24 protein-coding genes and 1 tRNA gene are annotated in these 25,239 nt (G+C 70.1%); 10 read left to right on the top strand and 15 right to left on the bottom strand.

From position 1 onward, the window contains the following. Positions 1 to 44: 44 nt before the first annotated feature. Complete coding sequence (locus KIH74_RS00270; protein ID WP_214153206.1) at positions 45 to 368, bottom strand: WhiB family transcriptional regulator; 324 nt, start codon at positions 366 to 368, stop codon at positions 45 to 47. Between the two features lie 587 nt (positions 369 to 955). On the opposite strand from KIH74_RS00270, the gene KIH74_RS00265 reads away from it, so the two are divergent. Continuing rightward, on the top strand, positions 956 to 3,439 hold the full coding sequence (locus KIH74_RS00265) for a penicillin-binding protein (RefSeq protein WP_214153205.1): 2,484 nt from the start codon (positions 956 to 958) through the stop codon (positions 3,437 to 3,439). Positions 3,440 to 3,541: 102 nt separating this feature from the next. Here the strand turns inward: KIH74_RS00265 and KIH74_RS00260 are convergent, their stop codons facing one another. After that, a complete protein-coding gene (locus KIH74_RS00260; protein ID WP_214153204.1) occupies positions 3,542 to 4,009 on the bottom strand; it encodes a GatB/YqeY domain-containing protein in 468 nt (155 codons plus the stop codon). Between the two features lie 167 nt (positions 4,010 to 4,176). Between KIH74_RS00260 and KIH74_RS00255 the strand changes: the two genes are divergently transcribed. The 3 genes from KIH74_RS00255 to KIH74_RS00245 all read left to right on the top strand — a co-directional run bounded on the left by KIH74_RS00255 (position 4,177) and on the right by KIH74_RS00245 (position 5,637). Next, the gene (locus KIH74_RS00255; RefSeq protein WP_214153203.1) at positions 4,177 to 5,085 is read left to right on the top strand and encodes a metallophosphoesterase; all 909 of its coding nucleotides are present in this window, start codon (positions 4,177 to 4,179) and stop codon (positions 5,083 to 5,085) included. Between the two features lie 45 nt (positions 5,086 to 5,130). Next, positions 5,131 to 5,204: transfer RNA gene (locus KIH74_RS00250), tRNA-Pro, on the top strand. Between the two features lie 94 nt (positions 5,205 to 5,298). Next, complete coding sequence (locus KIH74_RS00245) at positions 5,299 to 5,637, top strand: Imm51 family immunity protein (protein WP_214153202.1); 339 nt, start codon at positions 5,299 to 5,301, stop codon at positions 5,635 to 5,637. A gap of 55 nt (positions 5,638 to 5,692) precedes the next feature. Here the strand turns inward: KIH74_RS00245 and KIH74_RS00240 are convergent, their stop codons facing one another. Next, entirely contained in the window at positions 5,693 to 6,559 is an 867-nt protein-coding gene (locus KIH74_RS00240) for an aminotransferase class IV (protein WP_214153201.1), read from the bottom strand. 71 nt (positions 6,560 to 6,630) lie between these two features. Between KIH74_RS00240 and pabB the strand changes: the two genes are divergently transcribed. The 3 genes from pabB (at position 6,631) to KIH74_RS00225 (ending at position 9,428) form a co-directional block, all read left to right on the top strand. Then, complete coding sequence (pabB, locus tag KIH74_RS00235) at positions 6,631 to 8,718, top strand: aminodeoxychorismate synthase component I (RefSeq protein WP_246570847.1); 2,088 nt, start codon at positions 6,631 to 6,633, stop codon at positions 8,716 to 8,718. Positions 8,719 to 8,813: 95 nt separating this feature from the next. Next, a complete protein-coding gene (locus KIH74_RS00230; protein ID WP_214153200.1) occupies positions 8,814 to 8,993 on the top strand; it encodes a DUF5302 domain-containing protein in 180 nt (59 codons plus the stop codon). A gap of 147 nt (positions 8,994 to 9,140) precedes the next feature. Then, positions 9,141 to 9,428 (top strand): Dabb family protein, encoded by a 288-nt coding sequence (locus KIH74_RS00225; RefSeq protein WP_214153199.1) that lies wholly within the window; start codon positions 9,141 to 9,143, stop codon positions 9,426 to 9,428. Here the strand turns inward: KIH74_RS00225 and KIH74_RS00220 are convergent. The 4 genes from KIH74_RS00220 to KIH74_RS00205 form a co-directional block, all read right to left on the bottom strand. Further along, positions 9,425 to 11,233, bottom strand: coding sequence for a serine/threonine protein kinase (locus tag KIH74_RS00220; protein WP_214153198.1), 1,809 nt, complete (start codon positions 11,231 to 11,233; stop codon positions 9,425 to 9,427). The genes KIH74_RS00225 and KIH74_RS00220 overlap by 4 nt on opposite strands. Beyond that, a complete protein-coding gene (locus KIH74_RS00215) occupies positions 11,220 to 11,975 on the bottom strand; it encodes a hypothetical protein (RefSeq protein ID WP_214153197.1) in 756 nt (251 codons plus the stop codon). The genes KIH74_RS00220 and KIH74_RS00215 overlap by 14 nt, the downstream gene beginning before the upstream one ends. A gap of 331 nt (positions 11,976 to 12,306) precedes the next feature. After that, the gene (locus tag KIH74_RS00210) at positions 12,307 to 12,495 is read right to left on the bottom strand and encodes a hypothetical protein (RefSeq protein WP_214153196.1); all 189 of its coding nucleotides are present in this window, start codon (positions 12,493 to 12,495) and stop codon (positions 12,307 to 12,309) included. A gap of 1 nt (position 12,496) precedes the next feature. Next, a complete protein-coding gene (locus KIH74_RS00205; RefSeq protein WP_214153195.1) occupies positions 12,497 to 12,844 on the bottom strand; it encodes a hypothetical protein in 348 nt (115 codons plus the stop codon). Positions 12,845 to 13,035: 191 nt separating this feature from the next. Between KIH74_RS00205 and KIH74_RS00200 the strand changes: the two genes are divergently transcribed. Next, the gene (locus tag KIH74_RS00200) at positions 13,036 to 13,851 is read left to right on the top strand and encodes a helix-turn-helix domain-containing protein (protein ID WP_214153194.1); all 816 of its coding nucleotides are present in this window, start codon (positions 13,036 to 13,038) and stop codon (positions 13,849 to 13,851) included. Then, on the top strand, positions 13,848 to 14,051 hold the full coding sequence (locus tag KIH74_RS00195) for a DUF397 domain-containing protein (RefSeq protein ID WP_214153193.1): 204 nt from the start codon (positions 13,848 to 13,850) through the stop codon (positions 14,049 to 14,051). Before KIH74_RS00200 ends, KIH74_RS00195 begins: the two co-directional genes overlap by 4 nt. A gap of 64 nt (positions 14,052 to 14,115) precedes the next feature. On the opposite strand, the gene KIH74_RS00190 is transcribed toward KIH74_RS00195, so the two are convergent. Together KIH74_RS00190 and KIH74_RS00185 are read right to left on the bottom strand one after the other, a co-directional pair. Continuing rightward, positions 14,116 to 14,979 (bottom strand): hypothetical protein, encoded by an 864-nt coding sequence (locus KIH74_RS00190; RefSeq protein WP_214153192.1) that lies wholly within the window; start codon positions 14,977 to 14,979, stop codon positions 14,116 to 14,118. A gap of 209 nt (positions 14,980 to 15,188) precedes the next feature. Then, the gene (locus KIH74_RS00185; protein ID WP_214153191.1) at positions 15,189 to 15,659 is read right to left on the bottom strand and encodes a hypothetical protein; all 471 of its coding nucleotides are present in this window, start codon (positions 15,657 to 15,659) and stop codon (positions 15,189 to 15,191) included. A 261-nt stretch (positions 15,660 to 15,920) separates the two neighbouring features. On the opposite strand from KIH74_RS00185, the gene KIH74_RS00180 reads away from it, so the two are divergent. After that, positions 15,921 to 17,720 carry a S9 family peptidase gene (locus KIH74_RS00180; RefSeq protein ID WP_214153190.1) on the top strand — a complete coding sequence of 600 codons (1,800 nt, stop codon included), beginning with the start codon at positions 15,921 to 15,923 and terminating at the stop codon, positions 17,718 to 17,720. Positions 17,721 to 17,822: 102 nt separating this feature from the next. Here KIH74_RS00180 and KIH74_RS00175 read toward each other — a convergent pair whose 3' ends face one another. The 6 genes from KIH74_RS00175 to KIH74_RS00150 all read right to left on the bottom strand — a co-directional run bounded on the left by KIH74_RS00175 (position 17,823) and on the right by KIH74_RS00150 (position 25,170). Continuing rightward, the gene (locus tag KIH74_RS00175) at positions 17,823 to 18,884 is read right to left on the bottom strand and encodes an aspartate-semialdehyde dehydrogenase (RefSeq protein WP_214153189.1); all 1,062 of its coding nucleotides are present in this window, start codon (positions 18,882 to 18,884) and stop codon (positions 17,823 to 17,825) included. Further along, complete coding sequence (locus KIH74_RS00170; RefSeq protein WP_214153188.1) at positions 18,881 to 20,164, bottom strand: aspartate kinase; 1,284 nt, start codon at positions 20,162 to 20,164, stop codon at positions 18,881 to 18,883. Before KIH74_RS00170 ends, KIH74_RS00175 begins: the two co-directional genes overlap by 4 nt. Positions 20,165 to 20,314: 150 nt before the next feature. Then, positions 20,315 to 21,064, bottom strand: coding sequence for a DUF5063 domain-containing protein (locus KIH74_RS00165; protein WP_214153187.1), 750 nt, complete (start codon positions 21,062 to 21,064; stop codon positions 20,315 to 20,317). After that, a complete protein-coding gene (gene recR, locus KIH74_RS00160; protein ID WP_214153186.1) occupies positions 21,057 to 21,656 on the bottom strand; it encodes a recombination mediator RecR in 600 nt (199 codons plus the stop codon). The genes KIH74_RS00165 and recR overlap by 8 nt, the downstream gene beginning before the upstream one ends. Positions 21,657 to 21,718: 62 nt before the next feature. After that, positions 21,719 to 22,546, bottom strand: coding sequence for a serine hydrolase domain-containing protein (locus KIH74_RS00155; protein ID WP_214153185.1), 828 nt, complete (start codon positions 22,544 to 22,546; stop codon positions 21,719 to 21,721). After that, complete coding sequence (locus KIH74_RS00150; RefSeq protein ID WP_214153184.1) at positions 22,543 to 25,170, bottom strand: DNA polymerase III subunit gamma and tau; 2,628 nt, start codon at positions 25,168 to 25,170, stop codon at positions 22,543 to 22,545. Before KIH74_RS00150 ends, KIH74_RS00155 begins: the two co-directional genes overlap by 4 nt. Positions 25,171 to 25,239: the final 69 nt, after the last annotated feature.

Here is a 25,239-nt window from a genome sequence, read left to right as displayed (position 1 = left end):
AGGATCCGAGGATCCCGGCCAGGCGCCCGGTGAAGTGCTGCTGATCAGCCGACCTTGGCGGTCGCTTCCTCGTTGAGCAGGTCGATGATGCGGACCTGCTGCGCACGAGCGGTCTCGAGCAGACGACGCCATGACTGCACGTTCGGGCGACGGCGGAGCAGCGCGCGGCGCTCCCGCTCGGTCATCCCACCCCAGACCCCGAACTCGATCTTGTGATCCAGCGCATCCGAAAGGCACTCGGTCCGCACCGGACAGGACATGCACACCAGCTTGGCCCTGTTCTGCGCCGCCCCCTGAACGAAGAGTGCATCAGGGTCGCTCTTGCGGCAAGCACCCTGAGTTGCCCACTGGTTCACCGTCACACCCATTTCCCCTCGGCCCTCCCTGGACCCCCGTGTGGATCCACGCTCACCCCCGAGCCGAACCCCTCTGACGATGACGGTAGGTGAGCGACTGCTACGCCAATAAGGGCCGGATGGATGAATCGGTATCGGCCGAAGTGACGATGAGTTACTCTGTGCAACCGTTTCGTAACAGATAGTGCCGGATTGAGAGATCGACTAACTCGCTTGTCAGTACGTCTGAGTGACCGCGTCATCATTGACACGACCGGCCCGTCACACCGTATTGACCTGCGAACATTCGTCGCGCGCAGTTCAACTGGCCCTTCCCGGACATCTCTGCTCTGACGATCGCTCGAGCCCCCGAATTCGTTACGCCACCCCTTCGGGCTCTTAAGGAAGCCATATGGGGAGCAGGGCGCATCAACGGGCAATCATGCAGCGCGTCAGGAATGAGTCACACAGAGCAATGCTCGATACATCCTGATGCACCGGATGCAGTGTCAGAACACGCAGGATGATCCCAGGACCGGATCACGGCCCCTTCGTGACTGATGACCGCGCCGCAGCTCGTGACCGGTAGTCAGCGCTCGGTTGCGTATTAACCTACGGACATGTCGCCGGCACCCGCCCCACGCAACGTACTGGGCCTGCTAGGCGCCTTCGTGGTGACGAGTCTGGTGGCGGGCGTCCTCGCGGCCGGCCTCGCGGTTCCCGCGATCGGCGCGACTGGCATGGCCTCGAACAGCGCCGTGAAGGCGTTCAACGACCTGCCCAGCGAGATCTCGGACACCGAGATGGCCGCCAACACCACGGTGCTGGCGGCGGACGGCTCACTGATCGCCACGTTCTACGACGAGAACCGAGTGCCGGTCGACCTGGACCAGATCTCGCCGTTCATGCAGAACGCGATCGTGGCCATCGAGGACGAGCGGTTCTACGAGCACGGCGGGGTCGACCCGCAGGGCCTGATCCGCGCCCTGGTGGTCAACGAGATCAACGGCGGCGTCTCGCAGGGTGCCTCCACCCTGACCCAGCAGCTGGTGAAGAACACCCTGAAGGAAGCCGCCTACCTGGCGGGCGACGACGCGGCGTACGACGCGGCCGAGGAACAGACCAAGTCGCGCAAGGTCAAGGAGATCCGCCTGGCGACGGCTCTGGAGAAGAAGCTGTCGAAGAAGCAGATCCTGGAGAGCTACCTGAACATCTCCTGGTTCGGCGGCCAGGTGAACGGGGTCGAGGCCGCGGCGCGCTACTACTTCGGCACCACCGCCGCGAAACTCACCCTGCCGCAGGCCGCCATGCTGGCCGGCATGGTGCAGTCGCCGACCCAGTTCGACCTCACCGACAAGGACAAGCACGAGGCCGCCACCAACCGCCGCGACACCGTGCTGAACAAGATGTACGCGCAGGGCATGATCGACGAGGAGACCCGCGACAAGGCGATCGCGACCAAGCTGAAGACGAAGATCACGCCGACCTACCAGGGCTGCGCGAACGCCGAGACGCGCGCCTACATGTGCGACTACATCTACAACCTGCTGGTCAAGAGCAACGACTTCACGGCGCTGGGGAAGAGCCAGGAAGCCCGGGCGAACGCGATCAAGCGTGGCGGCTACACCATCCGGACCACGCTCGACCCGAAGATCCTGAAGGCCGCGTGGCAGTCGGTGAAGAAGGCCGTGCCGCCGAGCGACCCCAGCCGGGTGGCCACGGCGTCGGTCACCGTCGAGCCGAACACCGGCAAGGTGCTCTCGATGATCCAGAACAAGTACTACAGCGTGGACAAGGGCAAGAAGAACACCACCATCAATTACTCCACCGACTACAAGTACGGCGGTTCCTCCGGTTTCCAGACCGGATCGACCTTCAAGCCGGTGGTGCTGGCCACCTGGCTCAAGGCGGGCAAGTCGCTGAACGCTCCGATCAACGGTTCCGCCCCGGTCTCGCTGGCCAACAGCAGCTTCAAGACCTGCGCCGACACCAACATGACCGGCACCTGGACCGTCTACAACGCCGGTGACAGCGAGGGCAACAGCAACATGACGGTGTGGAACGCCACCGCGCAGTCGGTGAACGGCGCCTACGCCCGCATGGAACAGCAGCTCGATCTGTGCGACGTGCAAGACACCGCCGAGGAGCTGGGCATGCATCGCGCCCAGGCGACGGCCGACGAGTGCATCAACGGCAACCTGTACAAGGACAACCCCAAGAAGACCAGCAAGATCCCGAACTGCGTGCCCTCGGTGGTGCTGGGTGTCGCCAGTCAGTCGCCGCTGACCATGGCCAACGCCTACGCCACGTTCGCCTCGGGCGGCATCTACTGCAAACCGATCGTGATCACGTCGATCACCGACCGGGACGACAAGAAGCTGTCGGTGCCGGAGAAGGACTGCAAGCGCACCGTGGACGCCGACGTGGCCAACACCGTCACCCTCGGGCTGAGCAAGGTGTTCACCTCGGGCACCGCGTCCGCCACCGGCCCGCTGGCCAGCGGCCAGGCGGCCTCCGGCAAGACCGGAACCACGAACGGCTCGCAGGACACCTGGTTCGTCGGGTACACGCCGCAGCTGGCCACGTCGGTCTGGGTCGGCCCGGAGACGGTGAACGGCAAGCGCAACCCGATGCGCCACCTCTACGTCAACGGCCACTACTACACGCAGGTCTACGGTGGCTCGATCGCGGCGCCGATCTGGAAGGAGATCATGACGTCGGCGCTCAAGGGCAAGAAGATCAAGGACTTCCCGGAGGCGGACGACAAGCTCACCCAGACCCCCTCGGCCACCATCCCGGGCGTCATCGGGATGAGCCCGGACGAGGCGCAGGACACCCTGGAGGACGCCGGTTTCACGGTGGCCACGAGTGGTGAGCTGGAGACCTCGGACCAGCCCGCCGGCACCGTCGCCCGCACCGACCCGTCCGGCCGGGCCAGCACCGGCACCACGGTCACGCTCTACCTCAGCGCCGGGCCGAACACCGGTGGCGACGACGAGGACGACGACCAGGACGAGGGGGACGACGGGGAGACCGTGAACCCCTTCGACGGCGGGGGCAACAACGGCGGCGGCAACGACACCGGCGGGGGCGGCGGCCGCTAGCACCTACGACGAAAGCCGGAAACCCTCACAGGTCTCCGGCTTTCGTCGATTATTGACTCAAAGCTCTTCAGTGTCGCGATCTCTTGGACCGGAACCCGCGAATCAGGCTCCGAGCTGGCGCTTCACCTCGGCGGCCACCCGTCCGCCGTCGGCCTGCCCGGCCACTCGGCCACGCACGGCCTTCATCACGGCGCCCATGGCGGCCCGGCCGGAGGCCCCGCTCGCGGCCACCTCCTCGGCGATCAGCGCGGTGAGTTCCTCGTCGGAGAGTTGCTTCGGCAGGTAACCGGACAGCACCTCCAGCTCGGCGCGCTCCTTGTCGGCGAGCTCGCCGCGACCGGCGTCGTCGTAGGCGGTAGCGGCCTCGCGGCGCTTCTTCGCCTCCCGGGTCAGCACGGTGACCAGCTCCTGGTCGGACAGCTCGCGGGCGACGTCACCGGACACCTCCTCGGCCTTGACGGCGGTCATGACCATCCGAATCGTGCTGGAACGGATGGCGTCACGGGCCTTCATCGCGGTGGTGAGGTCGGAACGCAGGCGGGCCTTGAGGCCGGTCGGGGAGTCGGGCATGGGCCCATCTTCGCACTGGGGCACCATCCGGCCCGCATCATTTACGGCCACCGTCGTCCCACCACCCCGTCACTACCTGTGGACGGCGATGAGCTGCACGGATGTCGCACCCGCCGCAGTTTCCGGTTCGCCGCGAAGGACTTGGCCGGACCTGCGAGGATGTCCGAATGCGCACATCCGTGAAGCTTCCCCTCGCCGTGATGGCCGCCGGTGCCGCCGGACTGGGCTGGTCCCTCGCCGAGGCCCGGGCCTATACGCTGCGCCGGTTCAGCGTGCCGGTTCTGCCCGCGGGAAGCTCGCCGTTACGTGTGCTCTGCCTGTCCGACCTGCATCTGGTGCCGAACCAGACGAAGAAGCTGGAGTGGGTGCGGGGCCTGGCCGCCCTGGAACCCGACCTGGTGGTCAGCACGGGCGACAACCTGGCCCACACGGAGGCCGTGCCGGCCGTGCTGAAGGCCCACGAGCACCTGCTCAGGCTGCCCGGGGTGTTCGTGCTCGGGTCGAACGACTACTTCGCCCCCAAGCCCAAGAACCCGGCCCGCTACCTGCTGCCCTACGGCGGCAAGAAGCGCATTCACGGCAACCGGCTGCCCACGCAGCAGCTGGTCGACGGCTTCCGCGAGGGCGGCTGGATCGACCTCGACAACCGCCGTGAGCAGCTGAAGATCAACGACCTGCTGCTGGAGTTCGTCGGCGTCGACGACCCGCACATCAAGCGGGACCGGTACGCCGACGTGGCCGGCCCGGCCGACCCCTCGGCCTCGCTCACCATCGGCGTGGCCCACGCGCCCTACCTGAGGGTGCTGGACGCGATGACGGCCGACGGGGCCGGGCTGATCCTGGCCGGGCACACCCATGGCGGCCAGCTCTGCGTGCCCGGCTTCGGCGCGCTGACCACGAACTGCGACCTGGACCGGGGACGGGCCAAGGGCGTCTCCCGCTACCCGGGCGACGGCACCGACCCGGACGACGCGTGGATGCACGTCAGCGCCGGTCTGGGCACCTCGCCGTACACGCCGGTGCGCTTCGCCTGCCGGCCCGAGGCGACCCTGCTGACCCTGACCCCGAGGGCCTGATTTCAGTCTTGGCCCGGTGGTCGGGTAAGGTTACGACCGCTCCACCGGGGTGTGGCGCAGCTTGGTAGCGCGCTTCGTTCGGGACGAAGAGGCCGCAGGTTCAAATCCTGTCACCCCGACCCACCGAGAGGGTGGTCCAGCGAAAGCTGGACCACCCTCTCGCCGTTTGCCGCGCAATCCGATTCTGTCGGTGGTCGCTGCCATGATCGCCACATGCAGCCGCTGAAACTGGTCGAAACCACGCCGGGCCACTACTCCCTGCTCCTGACCGCCGGCGACACCCCGTCCGACACGGCGGTCGACGAGGCGGGTCACGAACCGAACGGCTATTTCTGGGAGGGGATGGCCGAGTGGCTCATCCGCACCCGGGTGCCCGAGCTCGACGGGCGGCTGAAGTTCGATCCGGAGGGCGGCATGTTCTGCGCCTACGGCACCGATCGTGAGGCGCTGGCGGCGCTGGGCTCGGTGATGGCCGAGGTCGTCAACGCGCCAGAACGGATCGGGGCGCTGATCGCCACGGCGGAGGAGGCAGGGGTTGTCTTCGACGACTAACCTGGCGCTGGGCCTGGTTCTCGCCGGGCTGAATCGCCGTGCCGCGACGGCTGGTTCAGGGCAGGGGCTCGGCCAGGGCCAGCAGGGCGGCCTGCCATTCGGCAACATGTGTGGCCGGCCCGGCATGCATCACGAGCTCGGCGTGCATCACGAGCTCGGCGTGCGCCGAGGGCCTGGCAGGCGCCGTGGGCTCCGCGTGCACCGTCGCGGCCCTGCCGCCGACGGGCCCACACCAGCCGACCACCGCACGGATGCCGTGCAGGGCGCTCACCGACCACACCTCCAGCCCGTCCAGATCCGCCGGGGCTACCGTCTCGAAGCGCACCGGCTGGGCCCACGAGGCCGCGAGCCGCAACAGCAGGCGCCGGGTCACGCCGGGCAGCAGCCCCGCACCCTCCGGCGGGCAGCACAGCACCTCACCGCGCCACCACAGCAGCGTGCTCAGCGCCCCTTCCAGCACGTCCCCATCCCCCGACACCAGCAGCGCCTCCCCGGCCCCCACACGACCTGCCTGCCGCCTCAGCTCCCCCAGCCTCGCCAGGTCCGGCCCCTTCACCTCCGGTCGCGACCGGGGATCGACCACGCCGGGCAGCCCCATCACCACCTCGTCCAGCCGGGGCGGGGCCGGGCGCAGCCAGTAGGTCAGCTCGCCGTCCGTGCAGTCCACGCGGGGGAACCAGCGGCCGCTGCGGGGCAGGGCGGCCAGCACGTCGTCCAGGAACCTGGTGGTCTGCGACGCGGGGCGGTCACAGCTGCCCACGAAACGCGCGCGGTGCTCGGCGATTCCGCGGCAACGGCCCTCGTCGACCAGCCAGGAATCGGCGGCCTGCGGCGACGGCCCGGCCGCCCGCCCGAGGGGCACGAATCTGCCGGGCCCCTGCCAGAGCATCGGCTGGGGCGGGGTCACACCGATCGGGTGCATCTGTGGACAATCCAGGATCTGCGGGCCGGGAGTGACTTACGATACCGGCCCCCGAACCCGAGGAGTCCGCGATGACGCGCGAACGCAGTCCGCTCCGGACACTGCTCGTGGACAACTACGACTCCTACACCTACAACCTGTTCCAGCAGCTGACCACGGTGAACGGCACGGAGCCGACCGTGGTGCGCAACGACGACGGGAACTGGGCCTCGCTGATGTCCGGCGACGCGGGCGTTTTCGACAACATCGTGATCTCCCCCGGCCCGGGACGCCCGGAGAATCCCTCCGACATCGGTCTCTCCGCCGATGCCATCGCCTGGGCCCGCACCGCCCGGGTACCGCTGCTCGGCGTCTGCCTGGGTCATCAGGCCGTCGCCGTCGCGTACGGCGCGCGCACCGCACCGGCCGACCGGATCATGCACGGCCGGCTCAGCGGGGTGCACCACCGCGGCCGGCTGATGACCGGCGTCCCGCAGCACAGCCAGGTGGTGCGCTACCACTCGCTGACCGTTCCGGAGCCCCTGCCCGACGGCCTGATCGCCACCGCATGGGCCGACGACGGCACCCTGATGGCCCTGGAGGCCACGGACGCACCACTGTTCGGCGTCCAGTTCCACCCGGAATCCATCCTCACCCGGAACGGCCTGCGCATCCTGGAGAACTTCCGCGACCTCACCCCGCCGCGCCGGCGCAGCCGTCCGGCCCCCGAAAAACCTCTCACATCAACGGACGACGAGAAGACCCGGCTCCGGGTCACCGTGCGCCGCATTCCCGGCCCGGTCGACGCCGAGGTGGCGTTCGCCGCACTGCGGAGCGGTTCCCCGGCCGCCTGGCTGGACAGCGCGACCGGCGGCCGGTTCTCCTACCTGACCTGCGGTCCGGGCGGGCCCCTGCGCGAAACCCTGCGCTACGCAGCGGATTCCCGTACGATCCGGGTGACGGACCGGACCGGCGAGCGCCTCGTGCCGGGCAACCTCTTCGACCACCTGCACGACCGACTCGACCGGTTCACCGTGACCGAGCCGCCGCACCTGCCGTTCGATTTCACCGGCGGTTACGTGGGCTATCTCGGCTACGAGTGTGACGGCGACCCGGCGAACCGCAGCCCGCACCGGTCGCCGCACCCAGACGCGGTGCTGCTGTTCGCCGACCGCCTGCTGGTGCTCGACCACGAGCAGAACGACGTCTACCTGGTCGCGCTGGACCCCGAGAATGCTTCCCCCGAGCCGTCTCTCGCCTGGATCACCGAGACCTCCGGGCTGATCACGTCGCTCCGGCACCGCGCACCGGCACCCCCACCCGATCCGGCCCCGGCCGTCGCCAGGCCGGAGCGCGGCCGCACGCGCTACCACCAGGACATCGCGGCCGTACGGCGTCACCTGGAGGCGGGCGAGAGCTACGAGGTGTGCCTGACCACGCGTTTCGTCGTCCCCACGCAGTTGCTCCCCCTCGACGTGCACCGGCGCCTGCGGCGGCTGAACCCCGCCCCCTACGGCGCTTTCCTCGATCTCGGCGAGTTCAGCGTGGCCTCGTCGTCACCGGAACGCTTCCTGCGCGTCGACCGCTCCGGCCGGGTGAGCGCCAAGCCGATCAAGGGCACCCGGCCGCGCTCCGCCGACCCCACCGAAGACGCCCGTCTGGCCAAGGAACTCGAGAGTGACGTCAAGGAACGCGCCGAGAACCTGATGATCGTCGACCTGCTGCGCAACGACCTGGGGCGGGTGTGCCGGGCCGGTTCTGTCGTCGTCCCCCGGTTGATGCACGTCGAGTCATTCAGCACGGTGCACCAACTGGTCTCGACGGTGGAGGGCGACCTGGCTCCCGGGCGCACGGCGGTGGACTGTGTGCAAGCCGCGTTCCCCGGCGGCTCGATGACCGGCGCACCCAAGATCCGGACGATGCGCATCCTGACCGGGCTGGAAGAGCGCGCCCGGGGCGTGTACTCGGGGGCCCTCGGTTACCTGGGCGTCAACGGCACGGCCGACCTGAGCATCGTCATCCGCACCCTGGTGCACGACGGCGACACGGTGAGCGTGGGGGCCGGCGGGGCCATCACCGTGCTGTCCGACCCCGAACAGGAGTGGCGGGAGGTCCGGCTGAAGGCTGACTCGGTGCTCCGGGCGGTGAACGCGGTGAGCAGCGACGAGGCGACACGGTAACCCGGTCGGCGGAAATGCTGTGGCGCGCCGCCGACGGTGCTGTCAAGCTGGGGACGCGGAAAATGGATGCCGACCCCCAGTAAAGGAGAGCGGTCATGCCCGACAGCCACGTCGATTCCGACACGAAGCGCAAGTTCCGTGAGGCTCTGCAACGCAAGCACGCCAACGACGGCCTGCACCGGCCCGAGGTGGCCGGCGGCGGCAAGGTGGGCGGGGCCCACGGCCCCGAGACCTCCGGCAGCCAGCAGATGTTCCGGCGCAAGTCCGGTTCGTAGCGCTTCCCTGTTCCAGCGAGTCCCTTCCGAAAGGCGTCGTCCGGTGTGCCGGGCGGCGCCTTTCGTCACGTCCGGCCGCCCTCGTCCGGCTCACGCGCCCGGCGTTAGCATCGACCCGACCCGCATCGGCCGAACCTGGAGACGCACATGATCCGCAACGTCGTGATGGGCCGGCTCAAGCCGGATGCCGACACCGGCCTGCTCGACCAGGGCCTGGCCGGCATCGTCGCGCTGGACATCGAGGGGATGAGCGGGGTCCGGGTCGGCCGTGACGCCGGGCTCCGCACCGGTAACTGGGACTTCACCATCACCGCCGACTTCGCCGACGCCGCCGCGTACCGGACCTACGACGAGGACGACGAGCACAACCGGCTGCGCCGCGAGATCTTCGGCCCGCTGTCGGCCGAGATCGCCCGCATCCAGATCGAGTTCTAGAAACCGTCCGGGCACCCCACCGCTGACCGGCTGCCCCGGCTGACGAAAAGGCTTGCCGCCACCTCGCTGTCGGCCGGGGCGTGGAAACCGCCGGAGGCCCGCACCTGTGCCTTCAGCTCGTCCAGTGGCACCACGAGCAGTTCCAGGCGGTAGCGCTCACCCAGCGGGTCCGAGGGCAGGCCCACCGGAGGCCGCAGGCGCCAGCGGTGCAGCGTGGCCGGCTGCCTCCAGCCGTGGATCGGCGTGACGTGCCGGATCCGGTCGCCGGCGCTCAGGTTCTCGACCGAGAACAGCAGCGTGCGGCCCCTGGGCAGGTCGGCCGGGCCGGTCAGCACCGGGCAGCGCCCGATCCTGGCGCCGTTGTGCGGTCGCGCGAAACCGGCCAGGTCACCGGTCACCGGCGGCAGGGGCCACGGGCCGGACCCGGTGTGCCGCGGGCCGGGTCGCCCGGCCGGGTCCGGGGCCTGGGGCGTGCCGGTCTTCACACCCACGGACGACGGGAGCGCCGCCCGGGCACCCCCGGAGACCGCCGCGGCGCCGGTCCCGGCGCGGCCGTCGGTTCCGGCGCGGCCGTCGGTTCCGGCGCGGCCGTCGGTCCCGATATGGCCGTCGATTCCGATGTGGCGGGAGAGCGCCGACGGCAGGAGCACCAGGTGCGCGGCCACCACCGCGATCAGGACCACCGCCATCAGAAGAGCTTTCGGTCTCCGGTTCGGCGTGGGTCCGAGGCCGCGCAGACGGGACGCCCAGACCAGGGCATCGGTGGGACGGGTGCCGGGATCGTGCGACAACATCCCGGCGAGGTGGGCGGCGAACGCCACCGGGTCGGGCACCCCGGCGGCCCGCGCCGCAACCTGCGCCCGCAGCCGGGCCCGGTCGGGGGCCGAGGGGTCACCGGCCGCGGGCGGGTTCTCCCCGACGACGCAGAACCAGGCCAGGGCACCGAGCGAGTACAGGTCCGAGGCCGGGTGCCGGGCCGCCATCGGATCGCGCAGGACCTCGGGCGCCGTGTACGCCGGGGTGTGGCGACCGGAGAGGTCACGTCCGTCGTCCATGCGCCGCATCGTGCCGACGTCGACCACAACCACGCCGCGATCCGGCGCGAGGATGCAGTTCAGCGGCTTCACGTCGCGGTGCAGGCTGGGGTTGCCGGCCGAGACGGTGCGCGAGTGCAGGGCATCGAGGGCGCCGGCCACCTGCTCGACGTACCGCAACCGGGTGTCCAGGGTCTGGGCCGTGGCCGCGACCCCGCCGAACTCGTCGGCCAGGGTCGGGCCGGGCACCCACTCCATCACCACGTACGGCGTGACCGGGGATCCCGGCCCGCCGGCCAGGCCCTGCGGGTGCGGCGGCGGGCCGACGAAGACGTCGAGAACGCTGACCAGATGGTCGATCCGCATGATCAGGAGCAACGCCCGCAGATCTTCCCAGCGGCGCAGGTCGGCCGGGGTGGGCCAGTCGTCACCCGTGTTCGCGGGCCGGCGCAGCCGTTTCACCGCGACCGGTAGCGGTGAGGTCAGGTCACCCCGGTAGCGGGCCCGCCAGATGTCGCCCTCCCCACCGGCCAGCCCGGGCCCGAGCAGCTGATAGCGATCCGGGTCACCGGCCGGACCGGCGAACCAGCCGTTCGGCTCGGCACCGCCCGCCAGCCACTCGCGGTCATCGGCCGCCAGCAGACCGGAGACGTCGATGGGACCGCTGGCCCCGGACGCCGTCCGAGGGCAACCGCCGAGGGTGACCGCGTCCGCGGGCTCCTCGTCGTCTTCCGTCAGGTCTCCCCACCCGCCGGTTTCAGGCGCGGGCATCGAGCGCCCGGACGTCGGCCGCCGTGATCGTGCCGCTGTTGATGGCCCAGCGGGCCAGGGCGGGGCGGAAGTCCTCGTAGACCTTCTCCAGGCTGAAGGCGACCAGCGACGCCACCCCCTGCGCGGCGAGCTGCTCCCGCAGCCGGCGCAGCACGGCACGCGCGTAGCCGGCGCTGCACCTCACCCGCAGGCCGACCTGCCGGTAAGTGGCCGGAACCGCCTGCGCGCCGGTGCGGGTCAGCATCGGCTCGCAGAGTGCGGCCAGCAACCGGCGTTGCTGGGTGGTGAGATCGATCGCCGTGCCGTCGACGGTGCGTTCCGGGTCGGCCACCGGCACCGGCAGGTCGGGCGTGAGGTCGTGAACGTCGACGTGCACCGCGTACTCCCGGCCGAACCTGCCGGTCACGACGACGAAGAACTCGGTGAACGGCATGGACGTCGTGGCGGCCCCCGGTTCCAGCAGCCGCTGCGCCCCGACCAGCGGCCGGAGCACGAGTTGCTTGGTGACGGAACGATTCTGGACCAGCACGCAGTCCTCAAGGGTGCGCAGCGTGGCGGTCAGCCGGGACACGTGGTCGTCGGCCGGCTGGTGCGCGATGCGCAGGCCCACCCCGGCACCGCGGCCGATGGTGAGTTCCTGCCCCAGCGACAGCATGCGCCGCCCGCTGCCGTGGCTGACCATCGCGTAGGGCAGCACCATGGAGACCGGGCCACGTTGACGAGGCACCCGGAACTCGGTCACGGCCACCTCCGGAAAAGCTCACCGGCAGAACCGGCATTCGCCTGACGCACGACGACAGTTTTCCAAATGCGGGAGTGCTTGTCAGAGCAACTACCGGACTGAGTCCCAGGATTTCGGTGAACGGGCCCTTCGACCGAGAAAGGACGGGGGAAAACCCCCGCCAGAAAGCTGGTTTCACGACGTTCATCGCGAACGGACGGCAAATCCGGAATGCCCAGGGGGCTGATCAGCCCCCGCTGGCCTGATCAGCCCCCTTACTCGCCCGTACCCCAGAAAGCCTCTCTGCCGGTGCGTTTCGCGTGACCGTACGTACCGCCGGGCCTTCCGGTGACTACCGGGCGGATGTGCCGCCTTCCTCGCGCAGGCGCGACAACCGGGACATCGGCACCAGGAATTCCCGGGCCGGTGGCTGGTCGCGGCTCTGCCGGCGGACGGCGGCACACGGATACACGGCCCCGCAGCAGGCGCAGAAACCGCCGGTCGGCCGGTGATCGGGTTCGAGCTGTGTGGTGGCGGTCATCTCAGACCACCGCCGTGAGTTCTCGTACGGACGCGTCGCTGAGCCGGTACTCCGAGCCCAGGCCGATGGCCACATAGGTGGAGCCGTACTGGGCCGACCAGATCAGGTCGTCGACCGGCAGACGGGTGCCCCGTGGGTGAATGATCCAGTCGCGCAACTGATCCCGATCCATCACCGCGAGAACCCGGGAACCGAACCAGGCCGTGACGGCATTCAGCTGGAACTCGAGTTCCAGTGTGCCGATCGACCAGTCGCGGGCATTGCGCAGATCGATGGCGATCCGGCCGAGCCACTGTTCGGCAGCCGGTCTCGCGGGTCTTTCGCCTTTCAGGGCAGCTTGCTCGTGCATGGGTTCGACCCCCGTCGTATGGCATTGACCGGTGCAGCGAACACACCGGGCTCCCCCCGCCAACAATTAGCTTCGGCCAATCCGCCACCTCACTTCAACGTAACGTTTTGTGACGGCGAGAGCGTGACAACATTCGATACGCCCGGTTTGCTACTCGCCCGTCGAATCCAGCGAATGGAACACTCCCCGGTATGAGCAGCGGGTCGGGGATGGGGCGGAGGTCTTTGGGCCGGCAACTCCGGAAGCTCCGGGAAAAGGCCGGTAAACGGCCGGAAGACGTCAGGTCGGTCGGGTCACGGCAGAAGATCTGGCGAATGGAGGCAGGAAAAGGGCCTTACAAGTACGCCGACATCCGCGCACTGTGTTTCATGTACGGCGCCGACGAGGCCACCACCGACCGGCTCACCGACCTGGCCGGCAAGGCCGACGAGGAAAACATCTGGGAGGACTTCAACGACGTCCTGATCCCCGGGTTCGGTCTCTACCTCGATCTCGAGCAGTCGGCTGCGGCAATCCGGACCTATGACGCTGAGTTGATCCACGGCCTGCTCCAAACTCCGCGCTACCACGAATTTCTCACGATCGGTGAGGGCATGGACGAAGCCAGTCGCCGACGTGACGCGGCGTTACGGATAACCCGGATGGAAACCGCCTTCAACAGCGCCGAGCCACCATTCATCGCGGCCGTCATCGGTGAATCGGCGCTGCACCGAATCATCGGTTCGGCCGACATCATGGGCGAACAGGTGCGCTATCTTCGTCAACTGACCGAGGAGAAGGCCAACATCGAGGTTCGGATACTGCCCTGGTCCGCGGGCGCGCACCCGGGTTTACGCAGCGGGGCCTTCACCCTGCTGGAATTCACCGAACCAGACACCGACGTGGTCTATCTGGAGTCGCAGACAGATGCCCGGTACCTGGAAAAAGAAAGCAAGCTCCGTGCCTACCGGGACGTCTGGGCAACGCTCATGCAGAAGTCCGTCCGACTCGAGGAGTACACGACATGAGTACGCAGACCCCTTGGATCAAGGCCCAGGCCAGTGGCGGCGGAGGCCAGTGCGTGGAAATGCGACGAAACGGGCGAAATGTCGAGGTTCGTGACACCAAGTCGCACGGCACCGGTCCCACGCTCCGGTTCAGCCCCGGCGAGTTCTCGGCCTGGATCGACGCCGCGAAGGGCGGCGAGCTCGACGGCCTGAGCTCCTGACCCTCCACTGAGAACCGTGGTGCCGGAGGGCGGCCGACCGTCCTCCGGCACCGTTCTCCCCGGCTCAGCCGCCCAGCGGCGTGGGGTCGACGGGCAGCGGCGGCACCGGCAGCGACCCGCGGATCCGGTTCTGCGCCTGGCACTGGGAGGTGCAGTTGGTCGCACCCTGCGAGAGCTCGATCGCATCCTCGCCCAGCACGCCGCCCATCCGGCCGCCCGAGGCCACCGACCAGCGGGTCACCGATCCGTCCTGGTAGAGCTTGGTCGCCACCTGCGGGCTGTCCTTGCCCAGCAGCATCTCGTGATAGCCGGCGCTGCTGGCCGCCGCCGTCACCGGGTCGCGGCCGTCACCGAAGTTGATCTTCCCGGTGAACTCGTTGGTGAAGTAGAACAGCTCCGGGCCGAGGGTGTGCACGATCTCCACGTCGGAACCGAATTCCGGCTCCTGCTGGAAGATCCCGCCCTGGGCGAAGTCCTTGGCCTGGAACTTCATCGTGCCGCCGGTGACCCCCAGCACGACGGTGGCGTCGTCGTCCTTGATCTTCAGCTCCTTGATCCGCACCTGAGCGGCCGGGCCGATCTGGGCGGGCGTCAGCACCGGGACCTTCGAGGCGAACACCACCGTGGGCCGGGTGACCATCCGCTCCGGGTCCGCCGCACCGGTGAGCGTGTAGTCATAGACACCGAGGGTGGCCGGATCGATGTCGAAGCCGACGTGGACACCACGCACCGAGATCCGCCCGGTGACGGCCGCGTCCTTGAGCTTCACGTCCTTGCCCGGCGCCGGGTCGTAGGTGGTGCCGTTGACCGTGACCGCGAAATTTCCCTGGGGACTGTCCTTGGCCTGGGCCGTGGCGGCCGGCACCACGACGGCGGCGGCCAGCGCGACCGTGGCCAGGACGAGTGCACGCGGTGTACGGATGCTCATGAGAACTCCTGTCGGGGACGGCGACCGGATCCCGTGCGCCGGTCGCTCCCCTCAGTTCTCCCGCCTCGCCCGCACGAGCCGCCATGCGTCAAAGGTTCTAGTACCCCGGCATCCGGACCGAATCATGTTCGCCTACCCGCGAACTGACCGACCGAAACCTTGCACACTGCACCCTTGCTGCATCAGTGTCGGCTACAGCACGTAGCCGGTCAGGCCGTCCGGCTCCGCAACCCGTTCACACCGCGCAGCCCCACGTCGCCGATGCAGAAGACACAGCCCACGCAGTTGCGGCAGCCGACGCAGAAGGCGCAGCCGACACAGTCCCGGCAGCCGACGCAGGCGAACACGCCGACGCTGCGCCGGATCCCGATGCCGAACAGAACGGCCAGACTCCTCAGCACCCCGATGCTGCCGCTGACACCGAGGCTGCCGGCCACCCCGGCGCTGCCGCTGACGGCGACACTGCCCGCCACGCCCGCGCTCCCGGCCACCGCGACGCTGCCCGCCACCCCGGCACTACCTGCGACCGCCGTGCTGCCGGCCACCCCGGCCGCACCGGCGACCCCCGCGCTGCCGGCCACCGCGACGCTGTCGCTGACACCGATGCTTCCGGCGACCCCCGCCGATCCGGTCACGTCGATGCTGCCCGCCACGCCCGAGTCCGCCACGTCGTCCCCCATGATCCGCCCCTCACCGTTCCGGCTTCGTCCCGGTTCAGCATTCCCGACCGGCCCCGCCCTCTCAAGAGCTGCCTCGGCCCGGCTCCGGTTTTCCGCACGATCCTTCAAGAGCCGCGACGGCCTGCCGATATGACCACCACGGCGCTCCGCCGTGGTGGGCTACGAACCACTGCGGCGGAGTGCCTCCCAATTTCCGGGCCCACGGCGGACACCCGGCGCGAAGACCGTACCCGTGCGATCACCGCGTGCGAGGATCTCGTCATGACCGCCCCGACCCCCTCGCAGCCCAGTCCTCTGCCGGCCTGGGAACGACGCTTCCGGGCCGGCCGAATCGGCATGCCGGTCTGGGCCACCGGCGCACCCGACCGCTGCTCGGTGGTGGCCACCCACGACGGCGTGCTGGAGATGCACAGCTGGCGCGTGGGCGAGCCGCTCGCCCTGCTCACCTCCCGCCGGGAGGGCACGGCGCACGGCGAGATCGACCCGTCCGGCGAGTGGATCTGGTGGTTCGACGACGCGGCCGGCAACGAGCACGGCATTTGGCGCAAGCAGCCGTTCGGCTCTCCACCCGGCTCCGACCAGGTGGCGATTCCCGTTCTGCTGCCGTCCTATTCGGCCGGACTGGCGCTGGGACCCGACGGGCTGGCGGTGATCGGCCAGAACGACGACGGCTACGGCACCCGCATCCACGTGGAAGAGCCCGGCAAGCCGCTGCGCCTGATCTACGAGCACATTGAGGACGCCGGGGTGGGCGGGCTGAGTGAGGACGGTTCCCTGCTCGCCATCGCCCACAGCGAGCACGGCGATTCCCGGCACACCGCCCTGCGCGTGCTGCGGGTGGACGACGGGTCGACGGTCGCGGATCTCTGGGACGGCGCCGGAAAGAGCCTGGAACCGCTGGGTTTCGCTCCGGTCGTGGGCGATCCGCGGCTGCTGGTGCTGCACGAGCGCCGGGGCCGGGGCGAACTGCTGATCTGGGACGTGGTGTCCGGCACCGAGACCGCGGTGAATCTCGATGTCCCGGGCGAGATCTCGGAGGCGCAGTGGTACCGGGACGCCTCCGCGCTGCTGGTCAGTGTGGATCATGAGGCCCGCACCCGGCTTTACACCATCAGTCTGATCAGCCTGGCCACCGAGGCGGTCGGCCCCACCGCCGGCACGGTGATGGAGGCGACGACCCGGCCCGGCGGGGCAGTCTGGACGCTCTGGTCCTCGGCCGAACTGCCGCCCGCGGTGCGCGATCTCGACGGTGCCGTGGTGCTGGCGCCGCCCGGTGAGCCGGCTCCTCCGTCGGTGGTGCTGGAAGACGTCTGGGTGGACGGGCCGGGTGGCCGCGTGCACGCCCTGCTACGCCGCCCGGCCGGCGTTCCCGAGCCGCTGCCGCTGGTGATCGACGTGCACGGCGGTCCGACCGCGCACGACGGAGACTGGTTCCGCGCCTACCCGAGCGCCTGGGTGGACCACGGTTTCGCGGTGCTCCAGGTGAACTACCGCGGCTCCACCGGATACGGCTCGTTGTGGCGCGACGCCCTCGAGAAGCGGGTCGGGCACATCGAACTCGAAGACGTCGTGGCGGTGCGCGACCACCTGGTCGATGCCGGGACCGTGGCACCGGGCCGGATCGTGCTGGCCGGGGCGTCGTGGGGCGGCTACCTCACGCTGCTCGGGCTCGGCCTGTACCCGGACCGCTGGGCCGTCGGGGTGGCCGGGGTGCCCGTGGCCGACTACCTGGCCGCCTACGAAGACGAGATGGAAGGGCTGAAGGCATTCGACCGGTCGTTGTTCGGCGGCTCGCCGGACGAGGTGCCGGGCAAGTACCAGGACTCCAGCCCGATCACCTACGTCGGCGAGGTCAGCGCGCCGGTGATGATCCTGGCCGGTGAGAACGACCCGCGCTGCCCGATCCGGCAGATCGAGAACTACGTGAAGGCCCTCTCCGCACGGGGTTCCGTGCACGAGGTCTACCGCTACGACGCGGGTCACGGTTCCCTGGTGGACGACGAGAGGGTGCGACAGGTGCGCGCCGAGATCGATTTCGTGCAGCGCCATCTGCCGACCTGACGCGGTACCGGTGCGGTCTTTTCGTCGTCCACCATTTTTGCCCCGAGGAAACGCACTGCGGGCCGGTACCTTTCGGCACCGGCCCGCAGCATGACGGATGCCTCAGAGCTCGGCGGCGACCAGCTCGGCGATCTGGGCCGTGTTGAGGGCGGCGCCCTTGCGCAGGTTGTCGCCGGTCACGAACAGGTCGAGCGTGTTCGGGAAGTCCAGCGCCTGACGCAGCCGGCCGACGAAAGTCGGGTCGGCGCCCACGGTGTCGGCCGGGGTCGGGAACTCCTTGCCGTCCGGGTCGTCGACGACGACCACGCTCGGCGCCTCGACCAGGGCCTGCCGGGCCTCGTCGACGGTGATGTCGGACGCGAAGGTGGCGTGCACCGCGAGCGAGTGCGTGGTGACGACCGGAACCCGGACGCAGGTGGCGGACACCTTGAGGTCGGGGATGCCGAGGATCTTGCGGGACTCGTTGCGGACCTTGAGCTCCTCGCTGCTCCAGCCGTCGCCCTTGGCGGAACCCGCCCACGGAACGACGTTCAGGGCCAGCGGCGCGGGGAACGGCGAGGGGCCGTCGCCCAGCTTGGCGGCGATCGCGCTGCGCACGTCGCCGGCCACCGAGCCCAGGGAACGGTCGGCCGCGACCACCTCGATCTCGTCGTGCAGCCGGTCGATACCGGGCTGACCGGCACCGGAGGCAGCCTGGTAGGAGGCCACCACGAGCTCGGTGAGCTGCCACTTGCGGTGCAGGGCACCGAGCGCGTCGATCATGGTCAGCGTGGTGCAGTTCGGGTTGGAGATGATGCCGCGCGGGCGGTTACGGGCCGCGTCCGGGTTCACCTCGGGCACCACCAGCGGCACGTCCGGGTCCATCCGGAAGGCGCCGGAGTTGTCCACCACGATCGCGCCGCGCTCGACCGCGATCGGGGCCCACTCGGCCGAGATCTCGTCCGGCACATCGAACATCGCGATGTCGACGCCGTCGAACGCCTCCGGACTGATCGCCTGCACGGCGACCTGCTCGCCCCGGACCGTCAGCAGTTTGCCGGCCGAGCGCGCGGAGGCGATCAGGCGGATCTCGCCCCAGATGTCCGCGCGCTGCGACAGGATGCCGAGCATGACGGTGCCGACGGCGCCGGTGGCGCCGACCACTGCGAGGGTGGGCTTGCTCATCGTCCGGTACCTCCGTAGACCACGGCCTCTCCGTCGGTGCTGTCGAGGCCGAAAGCGGTGTGAATGACGCGGACCGCGTCGTCGAGACGATCGGCGCGGGTGACCAGCGAGAGCCGGATCTCCGAGGTGCTGATCATCTCGATGTTGATCCCGGCCTCAGCCAGCGCGGCGAACATCTGCGCGGAAACCCCCGGGTGGCTACGCATTCCGGCGCCGATCAGCGAGACCTTGCCGATCTGGTCGTCGTAGCGCAGGCTTTCGAAGCCGATCGACTCCTGCGCGCGGTTGAGCGCGTTCATCGCCGCCTGGCCGTCGGTCTTCGGCAGCGTGAAGGAGATGTCGGTCAGGCCGCTGGTGGCCTGCGAGATGTTCTGCACGATCATGTCGAGGTTGATCTCGGCGGCGGCGACCACCTGGAAGATCTCGGCGGCCTTGCCGGGCTTGTCCGGCACGCCGACCACGGTGATCTTCGCTTCGCTCCGGTCGTGTGCGACCCCGGAGATGATCGGCTGCTCCACCACTGCTCCTTGCGCTGTTGATTCGACGGGCTTGTCGGTGACCCAGGTGCCCTCGCGATGGCTGAACGACGAGCGGACGTGGACCGGGACGTTGAACCGGCGGGCGTACTCCACGCAGCGCAGGTGCAGCACCTTGGCGCCGGACGCCGCCATCTCCAGCATCTCCTCGCTGGTGATGCGCTTGACCTGGCGGGCCGAGGGGACGATGCGCGGGTCGGCGCTGAAGATGCCGTCCACATCGGTGTAGATCTCGCAGACGTCGGCCTCGAGCGCGGCGGCCAGGGCCACCGCCGTGGTGTCGGAGCCACCGCGGCCGAGCGTCGTGATGTCTTTCGTGTCCTGGCTGACGCCCTGGAAGCCGGCGACGATGGCGATGTGCCCCTCGTCGAGCGCGGCCCGGATGCGGCCCGGGGTGACGTCGATGATGCGCGCCTTGCCGTGCACGCCGTCGGTGATCACACCGGCCTGGCTGCCGGTGAACGACCGGGCCTCCTGGCCGAGCGCCGCGATCGCCATGGCCAGCACGGCCATCGAGATCCGCTCGCCCGCCGTTAGCAGCATGTCGAGCTCGCGGGCCGGCGGCAGCGGCGAGACCTTCTCGGCGAGATCGATCAGGTCGTCGGTGGTGTCACCCATGGCGGAGACCACGACGCAGACGTCGTGCCCCTGCTTTCGCGTGTCCACGATCCGGCGGGCGACCCGCTTGACGCTCTCGGCATCGGCGACGGAGGAACCGCCGTACTTCTGCACGACCAAGCTCACCGGGTCGCTCCTTGCTACTCGCTGGGTTTCGGACGCGCCTATTCTAGCTGTCGCGGGTTTGCTGGCAGGGAGAGCATTTCGGCAGGTGAGATGCCCTGCCGATGCCTGCTTACTCCCCAGATCGTGCGGGGATCAGGGCAGTTCGCCGGATCAATCGACGTTGAGGGCCTCGAACTCCGCATCGGCCACCGTGTCGGTGTCGACGTCGAGCCGCAGGTGCCCGAGCATGCTCTGCAACACACGCAGCGCGCTGGTGGCCCGCACCCCCCACGTGGACAGGTAGGAGAACTGCCACCACCACAGCGCCTCGTCCACCCGGCCGTCGCGGTAGTGCCGCAGGCCGTGCGCCAGGTCGGCGGCGACGTCGGCCAGGTCGTCGGACAGGATGCCGCGGATCAGCTCGCCGGAGGTCAGCGGGTCGACGATGTCGGCGTACTCGTCCAGGCCGTCGAGCAGGTTGGCCAGGCCGGTGCGCAGCGGGTCGATGTCCGGGTCGGGCCCGGCGTCCGGCTCGAACCGTTCGCTCGGCACCACGTCGGTGATCGCGCCCAGCCGGGCGCCGCCCAGCAGGATCTGCGACACCGCCAGCAGCAGCACCGGGATCGCGGTGTCGGGCGAGGAACCGGCCGCCACCTCGGTCAGGGCATTCAGGTAGGTCTGGGCGTCAGTGGCCGTCTCCTCGGCCAGGTGATGCAGCTCCCGGGCCTCGTCGGCACGCTCGGCGGTGAGGTCGATCGACGAGCCCCCACGGCTGCGGGCCTGCGGGATCGACGACGCGCCGGCCTCGTGCCGGCCGCGGGCGCCGGTCGGGCGGCCGAAGGCGTCACGTTCCTGGCTCTGGTCCTTCTGGTGCTGGTGCAGCGGGTCGAACCCGTTGCGCGGCTTCTCCTCGTCAGACATCGAGCAGTCTCCTCCCCTCGAAGGCCCGGCCCAGGGTGAGCTCGTCGGCGTACTCGAGGTCCCCCCCGACGGGCAGCCCGGACGCGAGCCGGGTGACCCTCAGGCCCATCGGTTTCAGCAGCCGGGCCAGATAGGTCGCGGTGGCCTCGCCCTCCAGGTTCGGATCGGTGGCGAGGATGATCTCGGTGACCTCTCCGGAGGCCAGCCGGGTGACGAGTTCCTTGACCCGCAGATCGTCCGGGCCGACGCCCTCGATCGGGCTGATCGCACCGCCCAGCACGTGGTAGCGGCCGCGGAACTCACGCGTCTTCTCGATCGCGACGACGTCTTTGGACTCCTCGACGACGCACAGCACGGTGCCGTCGCGCCGGGCGTCGCTACAGATCCGGCACTGCTCGTCGGCCGAGACGTTTCCGCAGGTCACGCAGAAGCGGACCTTCTCGATCACCTCGGTCAGGGCGACCACGAGCCGACGCACGTCGACCGGGTCGGACTGGAGGATGTGGAACGCGATCCGCTGCGCGCTCTTGGGACCGACGCCCGGAAGATGCCCGAGTTCGTCGATCAGGTCCTGCACCACGCCCTCATACACGGGTACGAGCCTACGTGCTGGCACCCGTCACGTCGCCCACCGCTGCCGGATCCGGCCTCCGTTCAGCCGTGTCCGGCCACGACCTCGTCGCTCAGGGCGGGCCAGGCCTGCTTGGACCACTCGCCGAAGTCCAGGTCGGACAGGCAGACACAGGCCAGGCCGCGCTCCGGGTCGGCCCACAGGAAGGTGCCACCGGCGCCGAAGTGCCCGAACGTGCTGCCGGAGACCCGGCTCCCGGCCCAGTGCCGTGGACGGGCGAAGTTGCGCTCGAACCCCAGCCCCCAGTCGAGGGGGTCGAACCGGCCCAGGCCGGGCAGGATCCCGGGCAGGCCGGGGAAGTGCACCCGGACGGCCTCGTCCAGCGTCTCGCGGGCGATCAGTTGCGGGTTCAGCAGCTCGGTGGCGAACCGGGCGAGGTCGGCGGCCGTGCTGCGGCCACCCGCCGCGGGGGATCCCGGGAGGGTGGTGGCGCTCATCCCGAGCGGGGCCAGGACGGCCTCGGACAGGTAGGTGCCGAAGTCGATGCCGGTGGCCTCGGCCAGGTGCCGGGCCAGCACCTCGATGCCCTGGTTGGAGTAGACCCGCTTGCTGCCCGGGCGGGTCACCGCGACCGCGCCGGAGTCGAATCCGTAGCCCGCGGTGTGCGCCAGCAGGTGCTCGACCGTGGAACCGGACGGGCCGGCCGGGTCGGTCAGCGCGACGGCCTCCTCCTCCAGTGCCACCAGCACCGCGTAGGCCGTCAGCAGTTTGGTCACCGAGGCCAGGCCGAACTCACGGTCCTGGTCGCCACGGGCCTCGGCGATGCCACCGTCGGTCGTGACCACCACTGCGGCCGTGTTCGGCACACCCCACAGCTGGGGCCAGTCCTCGATGCCGGCGAGTGCGCTCACAGATCCCGTTCCTCGATCACACGGCCACCGAGCAACTGCTCGACGGCCTGGACACCCATCAGCGGGGAGGAGTCGAAGTCCCGGCCGGCCTGGCCGACGGGGTCGTCGGCCAGGTCGACCACCGCCGGCGAGGGCGCTGAGGTGACATCGACAACATGGCCCGGCTGCTGGGGTTGCGGCTGGGTGCGCCTGGGGGTCGGGCGGCCACCACCGTCCGGCGGCGCCTCGTCCTCCCGCACCGGTTCGTTCAGGTCCACCGGGATGTCGTCGTAGGGCGAGGCCTCGGGGGTGGGCATGCCACGCTCGTCGTCCTGCGGGGAGCCGGCGGGCCGGCGGCTCTGGCCCTGGTTCTGCTGCCGGGCGGTGGCCGCGGCGGCTGCGGCCCGGGCAGCGGCAGCGCCGATGGACCGGGGCGGTACCGGGGCGGGAGCCGTCACCGGGGACGCCGGTGCGGGCGGGGCCTCCCGGGTCACCACACCGACGGCTCCGGCGGGTTGCGCGTTCTGCGGGACCTGCTGGGGGTTCTGCGGAACCTGGTTCGGGTTCTGCGGGACCTGGTTCGGGTTCTGCGGGACCTCGCTCCAGGCCGAGGCCGCCGGGCCCGGGGTGCCGGCGCCGGGCGCGGCCGGGCGTTCGGCCCAGGCGGCGCGGGGCTGCGGGGCGGAGTGCGGTGCGGGTTCCGTGGAGGGGGCCGACCGGGCCGAGGTGGTGGGGCCGGAGGCGGCCGGGCCCGCACCGGACGGTCCTGCGGTCGGTGCGCCGGAACCGGGTGGGGACGCCGGCGCCGGCGACGCGGGCGGCGGTGGGGACGCCGCGGGCCGGGTTCCGGACGAGCCCGCCTGGAACTCCGACGAGACCGCCGCCTCCACCACGCAGTCCAGGCCGATCACCTGGATCAGGGCCTGGCGCATGAAGTTGGCGTGCGGGCCGCGGCCGAACAGCTGGGCCCGCCCGGTCGAGTCGAACCCGAGCAGCAGCCGCTTGCCGTCGTAGTCGAGCACCTGGGCGTACTGCGAAACCAGGCTCCAGGTGGTGCGTTTGATCGAGGCGACGGCGTTGAGCACGTCGGACCAGTTGCGCCGGACGGCTTCCAGGTCGGCGCTGCCGGGCCCCGGGGAGACGGACTGCTGGACGACGGGCTGCTGGACCGCGGGCTGGGGTGGGGACGCCTGCGGTTGCTGTTGGGCGGTTGGTTGCTGTTCGGGGGCGGCCGGCTGGACGGCCGGTTCCGTGGCCGGGGCCTGCTGGGAGGGCTGGACCGCCGGGGTGCCGGTCTGCGGCCGGGCCGGGGCAGCGGAGCTCTCGGCCGGGGCGCCCGTGCCGGGACGGCCGCTGGAACCGATGGCCGCGCGGACCGCCGCGAGACCGGAGGACATGGCCACCGGGTCCGACGGGGCGGCGTCCACCGCCGGTGCGGACGTGGCCTGCTGCGCCGGGGCACCGGCCGCGACCGGCAGGGCCCCCGACCCGATCCGCTTCTCCAGCCGGTCCAGCCGCGCTCCCAGGCCGCGCTGCTCGTCGTCCGCCGAGGGCAGCAGGAGGCGGGCGCACAGCAGTTCCAGTTGCAGACGCGGCGAGGTGGCGCCGGTCATCTCGGTGAGCGCGGCGTTCGTGACGTCGGCGGAGCGGGACAGTTCCGCGGCACCGAACCGGCCGGCCTGGCTGCGCATGCGCTCCAGCTGGTCGTCGGGCATGCCGCGGAACACCGCGTGCCCACCGTCCTTGACCGCGGCCACCACCAGCAGGTCACGCAGGCGCTCGAGCAGGTCCTCGACGAAACGACGCGGGTCGTGGCCGGACTCGATCACCCGGTCGATCACCCGGAACACGGTGGCGCCGTCACCGGCGGCCAGGGCGTCCACCACGTCGTCGAGCAGGGTGGCGTCGGTGTAGCCGAGCAGCCCGATCGCGGTGGCGTAGGTCAGGCCGTCCTCGCCGGCACCGCCCATCAGCTGGTCGAGCACCGAGAGCGTGTCACGCACCGAGCCGCCCCCGGCCCGGACCACCAGGGGCAGGACCCCCTTGCCCGCCGGCACCGCCTCCCGCTCGCACAGCTCGTCCAGGTACTGGACCAGCCGTTCCGGCGGCACCAGACGGAACGGGTAGTGGTGGGTGCGCGACCGGATCGTGCCGATGACCTTCTCCGGCTCGGTGGTCGCGAAGATGAAGCGGATGTGCTCCGGCGGCTCCTCGACGATCTTCAGCAGGGCGTTGAAGCCCTGCGGCGACACCATGTGCGCCTCGTCGATGATGAAGACCTTGTAGCGGTCGCGGACCGGCGCGAAGGCCGCGCGCTCACGCAGGTCGCGAGCATCGTCGACACCACCGTGGCTGGCCGCGTCGATCTCCACCACGTCCAGGCTGCCGGGCCCGCCACGGGCCAGGTCGACGCAGGACGGGCAGGTTCCGCACGGTGTGGGAGTGGGACCCTGCTCACAGTTCAGGCAGCGCGCCAGGATGCGCGCGCTGGTGGTCTTGCCGCAGCCCCGCGGCCCGGAGAACAGGTACGCGTGGTTGACCCGGTTCTTCGTGAGTGCGATGGAGAGCGGGCCCGTGACCTGCTCCTGACCGATCACCTCGGCGAAGGACTCGGGCCGGTAGCGGCGGTAGAGAGCGGTCGTCACGGCCGCCAGCCTAACCAGGTGGGGCTGCTGCTACGGGCCGTGTTTCCAAGCTTGTGGAGAAGTCCACCT

Source organism: Kineosporia corallincola (assembly GCF_018499875.1).
Lineage (GTDB): Bacteria > Actinomycetota > Actinomycetes > Actinomycetales > Kineosporiaceae > Kineosporia > Kineosporia corallincola.
This window is presented reverse-complemented; position numbering and strand designations above follow the sequence as displayed.

Coding starts and splice junctions, on each gene's coding strand:
- KIH74_RS00260 (WP_214153204.1), bottom strand. CDS start 4,009: ATGCCCGACTCCCCGACCGGCCTCAAGGCCCGCCTGCGTTCCGACCTC.
- KIH74_RS00270 (WP_214153206.1), bottom strand. CDS start 368: ATGGGTGTGACGGTGAACCAGTGGGCAACTCAGGGTGCTTGCCGCAAG.
- KIH74_RS00230 (WP_214153200.1), top strand. CDS start 8,814: ATGCCCGACAGCCACGTCGATTCCGACACGAAGCGCAAGTTCCGTGAG.
- pabB (WP_246570847.1), top strand. CDS start 6,631: ATGACGCGCGAACGCAGTCCGCTCCGGACACTGCTCGTGGACAACTAC.
- KIH74_RS00190 (WP_214153192.1), bottom strand. CDS start 14,979: ATGAGCATCCGTACACCGCGTGCACTCGTCCTGGCCACGGTCGCGCTG.
- KIH74_RS00165 (WP_214153187.1), bottom strand. CDS start 21,064: ATGTCTGACGAGGAGAAGCCGCGCAACGGGTTCGACCCGCTGCACCAG.
- KIH74_RS00180 (WP_214153190.1), top strand. CDS start 15,921: ATGACCGCCCCGACCCCCTCGCAGCCCAGTCCTCTGCCGGCCTGGGAA.
- KIH74_RS00200 (WP_214153194.1), top strand. CDS start 13,036: ATGAGCAGCGGGTCGGGGATGGGGCGGAGGTCTTTGGGCCGGCAACTC.
- KIH74_RS00245 (WP_214153202.1), top strand. CDS start 5,299: ATGCAGCCGCTGAAACTGGTCGAAACCACGCCGGGCCACTACTCCCTG.
- KIH74_RS00240 (WP_214153201.1), bottom strand. CDS start 6,559: ATGCACCCGATCGGTGTGACCCCGCCCCAGCCGATGCTCTGGCAGGGG.
- KIH74_RS00185 (WP_214153191.1), bottom strand. CDS start 15,659: ATGGGGGACGACGTGGCGGACTCGGGCGTGGCGGGCAGCATCGACGTG.
- KIH74_RS00265 (WP_214153205.1), top strand. CDS start 956: ATGTCGCCGGCACCCGCCCCACGCAACGTACTGGGCCTGCTAGGCGCC.
- KIH74_RS00220 (WP_214153198.1), bottom strand. CDS start 11,233: ATGCCCGCGCCTGAAACCGGCGGGTGGGGAGACCTGACGGAAGACGAC.
- KIH74_RS00195 (WP_214153193.1), top strand. CDS start 13,848: ATGAGTACGCAGACCCCTTGGATCAAGGCCCAGGCCAGTGGCGGCGGA.
- KIH74_RS00210 (WP_214153196.1), bottom strand. CDS start 12,495: ATGACCGCCACCACACAGCTCGAACCCGATCACCGGCCGACCGGCGGT.
- KIH74_RS00255 (WP_214153203.1), top strand. CDS start 4,177: ATGCGCACATCCGTGAAGCTTCCCCTCGCCGTGATGGCCGCCGGTGCC.
- KIH74_RS00175 (WP_214153189.1), bottom strand. CDS start 18,884: ATGAGCAAGCCCACCCTCGCAGTGGTCGGCGCCACCGGCGCCGTCGGC.
- KIH74_RS00225 (WP_214153199.1), top strand. CDS start 9,141: ATGATCCGCAACGTCGTGATGGGCCGGCTCAAGCCGGATGCCGACACC.
- KIH74_RS00205 (WP_214153195.1), bottom strand. CDS start 12,844: ATGCACGAGCAAGCTGCCCTGAAAGGCGAAAGACCCGCGAGACCGGCT.